Consider the following 4930-nt stretch of genomic DNA (forward strand, 5'->3'; position numbering starts at 1 on the left):
GCGCGCCGGCGAGCACGGGAAGGGCTTCGCGGTGGTGGCGTCGGAGGTGCGCACGCTGGCGCAACGCAGCGCCGAGGCGGCCAAGGAGATCAAGTCGCTGATCACCGCCAGCGTCGAGCAGGTCGAGCAGGGCAACGGCCAGGTCGAGCAGGCCGGGGCGACCATGGACGAGGTGGTGGCCGCGATCCGGCGCGTGACCGAGGTGGTGGGCGAGATCAGCAACGCCACCCGAGAGCAGTCGCAGGGCGTGAGTCAGGTGGGCGAGGCCGTCACCCAGATGGACCAGGTGACGCAGCAGAACGCCGCCCTGGTCGAGGAATCGGCCGCCGCCGCCGAGGCGCTGCGGCAGCAGGCCGACGCGCTGGTGGCGGCCGTCGCCCGCTTCCGCACCGGGGACGGCGCGGGGCACTGAGGACCGCGAGCCCGGCCGACGATCGCTCGCGCGGACTCGCGCGGACTCGCGCGGAGTCGCGAGGCGCGACGCGCCCCCGTGAGCGGTCGCGGCGTGACCGGCGTCCGCTGAGGGGGCGAGTGGCCTCAGGCCGGGATCGGGAAGTCGATCGGCGTGTCGTTGACCCGGTTCACCAGGTTGGTGAAGCTGATCAGTGAGATCGCCAGCATCGCCTCGACGATCTGCGCCGAGGTCCAGCCCGCGTCCAGCACGGCCTGCACGCGCTCGGCGGCGACCGTGCCGCTGCTGGCGACCAGGTCCTGGGCGAAGTCCACCAGCGCGCGGCGCTTGGCGTCCTCGACCGACTCGCCGGCGCGCAGCTGACGCAGCTCGTCCGGTTTCAGGCCGGCCATCTTGCCGATCAGGCTGTGCGCGGCCACGCAGTAGTCGCAACCGTTGCGCGCGCTCACCGCGACGCGCAGGGCCTCGATGTCGGCGCGGGACAGCGTGCCCTTGGCCAGCGCGGCGTCGCCGTCCAGCATCAGCTTCAGCGAGGCGGGGCTCAGGGCGCCGATCAGCGCGTAGGCGTTGGGCAGCTTGCCGGCGGCCTTGCGGATCTGCTCGAACAGCGGCTGGGCGGCTTCCGGGGCGTCGGCGACGGCGGGGGCGATGAGGCGGGACATGGCGATTCCTTTCGAGTGTCGTGAGGACCGGAGGGTCCGTTGCGAGGGGCTGCAGCGCGTGTCTTGCAGTGACTCCACTGTAGGAATCGCCGCCCGCCTCGCGAATGCCCGCCCGTGCCTGTCTAATGCCCGTTCGTTTCAGGCAGGGGATCTCGGATGGACGTGAGCACGCAGGCGCGGATCGAGGCGGGCGGCGCAGCGCGCGCGGGGGCCCCGGCGGGCGATGCGGCCGATGGCGCCGGCATGCTGGACCGGCTGCTGGCGCTGGTCGATGTCGACGGCCGGCTGGAGGTGCGCTGCGAGCTCGGCGCCGGATGGGATCTGGCGCAAGACGCGGCGGAAGGCCACCACATGCCCTTCCATGTGCTGCTCGACGGCGAGGCCCTCGTCGACGCGGACGGATTGAGCGCCGCGCCGATGCGCGCGGGCGACGTGCTGATGTTGCCGGGCGGCGGCGCGCACCGCCTGCGCGATCGCGATCCGGCGAGCCTGACGCGGCCTGGCGAGGGCGCGCTGCTGTGCGGGCGCTTCGTCGTGCCGGCCGCCTCGGCGCGTCTGGTGCGGGCCCTGGTGCCGCCCGCGCTGGTGGTGCGGGGCGAGGGCCCGGACTCGCGCCTGACGCGGCTGCTCGCGCTGATGCGGGAGGAGACCGACGCGCCGGGCGAGGGCGGCGCCGCGCTGCTGCGGCATCTGTCGGGCGCGCTGTTCGCGGTCGCGCTGCGGGCCGCGATGGCCGCCGCGACGGAAGGGCGGTCGGTCCGAGATCAGGCGAGTCTCGACGCGGGCGCGACCCCGGGTGCGCCATCGTCCGCGCTGGAGACGTCGGCGGCGGGCGTGCTCGCCTTGAGCGCGCATCCGCGGCTGGCCGCGCTGGCCGTGGCGCTGCTGCGCGAGCCGGCGGCCGACTGGACCCTCGACGGGATGGCCGAGCGGGCGCATCTGTCGCGCTCGTCGCTGATCCGCGCCTTCCAGGCGGCGGCGGGCGTGTCGCCGGCGGAGTTCCTCACCCAGGTCCGGATGACCGAGGCGGGCCGGCGGCTACGCGCCGGACGCGACTCCGTGGCGGCGATCGGCGAGGCCGTCGGCTATGCCTCCGAGGCCGCGTTCCAGCGCGCCTTCAAGCGCGAGACCGGCCTGACGCCGGCCGCCTGGCGCGCCGCCGGCGAGATCGTCACGCCGGTGGCGTTGCCCGAGCGCAAGCGGCTCGCCGGATGACGGCGGGAGCCAGGGGCGAGGCGTCGGGCATCAAGCGCCGAGCCCGAGGAGACGACACGGCCGATCCGCTCAAGCGGCGCGGACCTTGGGCCCGTGGCGCCAGGTCAGCAGCGTGCCCAGCGTGATGGCGGCGACGGCGAAGGCGGGGCCGCCCAGGGCGCCGATGCGGTCCACCAGCATGCCGCCGCCGATCGCGCCGCTGGCGATGGCGATCTGGAAGGCCGCGACCATCAGGCCGCCGGCCCCCTCCGCCTGGTCGGGCGCGGCGCGGATGATCCAGGTCTGGAAACCGACCGGGAAGGCGCCGAAGGCGAAGCCCCACAGCACCACGGCCGCCGCCGTGACCCAGGCCGAGCCGCCCGCGGCCAGCAGCGTCGCCGCCAGCACCACGATCAGCGAGCCGCCCGCCAGGATGGCGCGGCGCTCGCTGCGCTCGGCCAGGAAGCCGCCGGCCAGGTTGCCGAAGAAGCCGCCGATGCCGTAGCCCAGCAGGATGGCGGTGATCGAGGTCACCGGCAGGTGGGTGACGTCCTCCATCAGCGGCCGGATGTAGGTGAAGCCGGCGAAGTGGCCCGAGATCACCAGCAGCACCGCCATCAGCGCGACGCGCACGCCGGGGCGGGTGAGCAGCTCGCCCAGCACGCGCAGGTCGGGGTTGTCGCGGGGGGGCAGCTTGGGCAGGGTCAGGACTTGCCCGGCCAGCGTGATCAGGCTGACCGCGCCGGCGGCGATGAAGGCGCTGCGCCAGCCCCAGGCCTCGCCCATCCACGCGCCGATCGGCGCGGCGCACACGGTGGCGACGGACACGCCGGTGAGGATCAGCGACATCGCCCGCGCGAACAGGCGATCCGGCACCAACCGCATCGCCAGCGCCGCGGCCATGGACCAGAAGCCGCCCAGCGCCACGCCCAGCAGCACCCGGGCCGTGAGCAGCACGCCCAGGCTGGACGCGGTGGCGGCCATCGCGTTGGACAGCACCAGCAGCAGGGTGAGGGCGATCATCACCAGGCGGCGGTCGAAGCGGCGCGTGAGCAAGGGGATCGCCGGCGCGGCGACCGCGCCGACCAGCGCGGTGGCAGTCACCGTCTGACCGGCGGCGCCGGCGCTGACGTGCAGGTCGGACGAGATCGCGGTCAGCAGGCTCGCGGGCAGGAACTCGGCCGTCACCAGGCCGAAGACGCCCAGCGTCAACGAGCCGATGGCGGCCCAGCGGGCCGGTGCTTCGGCGTCGGAGGCGGTCGAGCCGGTCGGGGCCGAGTAGGCGTCGGCGGTTCGCGCGGCGTGCTCGGAGGCGGCGGACGCGCCCGGCTTGGCGGCGTCCGCGGCCGGGGCGGCGCCTGGGAGCCCGGCGGCGCGGGGATCCAGGCAATCGGTGCAGGAAGTAGACACGGTGGCGGTATGGAGAAGTCTCAATGGGCGTCAGCTTATGGATAGCATCCGGGCGTTTCCATGCCGGAAAAGCCGTAATGCTTGACCTTTCCTCCAGCCGTCCGTCCGCGACGGCGACCACGCCGGCTCAGCCGACCGCGGCGCCCCGGGCCCCGCTGGCCGGCGAGGCCGCTCGAGTCGTCAAGGGCGCCCGGGGCGCCCTGCCGACGGCCGAACTCCCGCGGCTGGCCGACGCCCCGGTCCCGCCCTTGCCGCCGACGGTGCTCAAGCCGGCCGACCTGCTGACGCAGATCCTGCTGGGGCTGCGGCTGGAGGGCGTCGAGTACGGCCGCTGCCGACTGCGCGCGCCCTGGGCCGTCGCCTTCCCGGCGCGGCAGGAGGCCCGCTTCCATTTCGTCGCTCGCGGTGGCTGCTGGCTGCGCACGCCGGGCAGCGAGTGGGTGCGGCTCAACGCCGGCGACGCGGTGCTGCTGCCGCGCGGCAGCCTGCATGTGCTGGCCAGTGCGCCGGACCTGCCGGCGGTGGACATCGACTCGCTCGCGCGCCGGCCGGTGGCGGACGACCTCTACCTCGTCGGCGCGGTGGAACCGGGCAAGGGCTCGGCCAGCGAGGACGAGGCGGGACTGGACGTGATGTTCTGCGGCGCGATGCGCTTCAACCTGGATCCGCTGCACCCGCTGCTGTCGATGATGCCGGACGCGATGCGGGCCAACGACCTGGCGCAGCGCGACCCGTCGGTGCCCGCGCTGCTCGAGGCCATGGAGCGCGAGGTCGCGCTGGACCGCATCGGCGCCTGCGGCATCCTGGCGCGGCTGGCCGACGTGGTGGCGGCGAGCATCATCCGCGCCTGGGTCGAATGCGCCTGCAACGACGCGACCGGCTGGATCGCGGCGGTGCAGTGCCCCAGCATCGGCCGGGTGATCGCGGCCATCCACGCCGAGCCCGAGCGCAACTGGTCGGTGCCCGAGCTCGCCGAGCTGATGGGGGCCTCGCGCTCGCGCTTCGCGGACGCGTTCTCGCGCACGGTGGGCGAGACCCCGGCCCGCTATGTCGCCAAGGTCAAGATGTTCCAGGCGCGGCGCTGGATCTCGCAGGAAGGCATGCGCGTGGCGGTGGCGGCGGACCGGCTGGGCTACGACTCGGAGGCCTCGTTCAGCCGGGCCTTCAAGCGCATCGTCGGTCAGCCGCCGGGCGCGATGCGGCGTCCGGTGTCTCGCTGAATTCGGCGACGCGCCGGACCCGCCTCAGCGGC

5 protein-coding genes are annotated in these 4930 nt (G+C 74.6%); 3 read left to right on the forward strand and 2 right to left on the reverse strand.

The genetic code is table 11. From position 1 onward, the window contains the following. Positions 1-412: methyl-accepting chemotaxis protein (locus MCHT01_RS01430; protein ID WP_245643125.1), on the forward strand; the 412-nt coding region annotated here is incomplete at its 5' end. A gap of 125 nt (positions 413-537) precedes the next feature. Here the strand turns inward: MCHT01_RS01430 and MCHT01_RS01435 are convergent. Beyond that, positions 538-1074, reverse strand: a complete 537-nt coding sequence (locus MCHT01_RS01435; RefSeq protein WP_067061407.1) for a carboxymuconolactone decarboxylase family protein — start codon at positions 1072-1074, stop codon at positions 538-540. A gap of 156 nt (positions 1075-1230) precedes the next feature. Here MCHT01_RS01435 and MCHT01_RS01440 point away from each other — a divergent pair, with 156 nt between their 5' ends. Continuing rightward, entirely contained in the window at positions 1231-2289 is a 1059-nt protein-coding gene (locus tag MCHT01_RS01440) for an AraC family transcriptional regulator (RefSeq protein WP_067061409.1), read from the forward strand. Positions 2290-2358: 69 nt separating this feature from the next. On the opposite strand, the gene MCHT01_RS01445 is transcribed toward MCHT01_RS01440, so the two are convergent. Beyond that, a complete protein-coding gene (locus MCHT01_RS01445; protein WP_245643126.1) occupies positions 2359-3678 on the reverse strand; it encodes an MFS transporter in 1320 nt (439 codons plus the stop codon). Positions 3679-3755: 77 nt separating this feature from the next. Here MCHT01_RS01445 and MCHT01_RS01450 point away from each other — a divergent pair, with 77 nt between their 5' ends. Beyond that, positions 3756-4898 carry an AraC family transcriptional regulator gene (locus MCHT01_RS01450; protein ID WP_084451574.1) on the forward strand — a complete coding sequence of 381 codons (1143 nt, stop codon included), beginning with the start codon at positions 3756-3758 and terminating at the stop codon, positions 4896-4898. Positions 4899-4930: the final 32 nt, after the last annotated feature.

This window comes from Mitsuaria chitosanitabida ATCC BAA-476 = NBRC 102408 (assembly GCF_001598255.1).
In the GTDB taxonomy this organism is placed as follows: domain Bacteria; phylum Pseudomonadota; class Gammaproteobacteria; order Burkholderiales; family Burkholderiaceae_C; genus Roseateles; species Roseateles chitosanitabidus.